This window comes from Pseudomonas monteilii NBRC 103158 = DSM 14164 (assembly GCF_000730605.1).
In the GTDB taxonomy this organism is placed as follows: Bacteria; Pseudomonadota; Gammaproteobacteria; order Pseudomonadales; family Pseudomonadaceae; genus Aquipseudomonas; species Aquipseudomonas monteilii.
The window spans coordinates 1-1,115 of the sequence record NZ_BBIS01000120.1 but is presented as its reverse complement, the minus strand read 5'-3'; the positions used below and the strand labels follow the sequence as shown (position 1 = coordinate 1,115).

The window sequence follows — 1,115 nt, the reverse complement described above, 5'->3', positions numbered from 1 at the left end:
GAATCGCCCCTGGTTTCGTAGACACCTCCAAGCCTCATAATGAGGCCCAAATAGGAGGTGCCATGAGTCGTCAGCGTTACCCCGAAGAGTTCAAGATCGAAGCGGTCAAGCAAGTGACCGAGAAAGGCAAACCCGTCGCCGATGTCGCCCAGCGCCTGGGCATGTCCGTACATAGCCTTTACGCCTGGATCAAGGTCTACACCAAGCCCCAAGAGCAGCGTCAGCAAGACGACGATCAGCAGGCCGAATTGCGCAAGCTACGCGCTGAACTCAAGCGCGTGACTGAAGAGCGAGACATCTTAAAAAAGGCCGCCGCGTACTTTGCCAAGGAGTGCGGCTGAAGTACGCCTTCATCAAGAAGCACTCGACTGATTACCCGGTGCGGCGCCTTTGCCAAACCCTCAAGGTGCACCCCAGCGGCTACTACGCCTGGCTGGCCGAGCCTCAATCTGCCCGAGCAAAAGAAGATCAACGTCTGCTTGGCTTGATCAAGCACGCTTGGCTAGAAAGCGGAGGTGTATACGGCTACCGCAAAATTCACGATGACCTACGTGAGCTGGGAGAGGAATGCGGACGAAATCGAGTCGGGCGCTTGATGCAGGCGGAGGGGCTGCGTTCGCAAACGGGCTATCGGCGGCGTCCAGGGTTTTACGGTGGAAAACCAACAGTGGCCTCGCCCAACCACCTCGCGCGGCAGTTCAAGGTCAGTGAGCCGAACAAGGTCTGGGTGACAGATATCACTTACATCCGCACCTATGAAGGATGGCTCTATCTAGCGGTAGTGCTGGATCTGTTCTCACGCCAAGTAATTGGTTGGTCAATGAAGCCAAGGATGTGCAGCGACCTGGCTATCGACGCAATGTTGATGGCTGTGTGGCGACGCAAGCCACAGCAGCAAGTGATGATTCACTCAGATCAAGGTAGTCAGTTCAGTAGCTCAGATTGGCAAAGCTTCTTGAAGGCTAACAATGTAATCAGCAGCATGAGTCGGCGGGGAAACTGCCACGACAATGCCGTAGCCGAGAGCTTTTTCCAACTTTTGAAGCGGGAGCGCATCCGACGAAAGATCTACACAACCCGTGAAGAAGCCCGAAGTGATATTTTCGATTACATCG

At 54.9% G+C, this 1,115-nt stretch carries 1 protein-coding gene; it reads left to right on the top strand.

Annotation, left to right across the window (positions count from 1 at the left end; all coding sequences use genetic code 11):
- Nucleotides 1-62: 62 nt before the first annotated feature.
- Nucleotides 63-1,115 (top strand): IS3 family transposase gene (locus PM2_RS29425; RefSeq protein ID WP_155276344.1). Its coding sequence is split into 2 segments (ribosomal slippage), with 1,054 coding nucleotides annotated over them: nt 63-297 and nt 297-1,115; the frame shifts between segments, so codons are not numbered across the junction. This gene is flagged as partial in the annotation.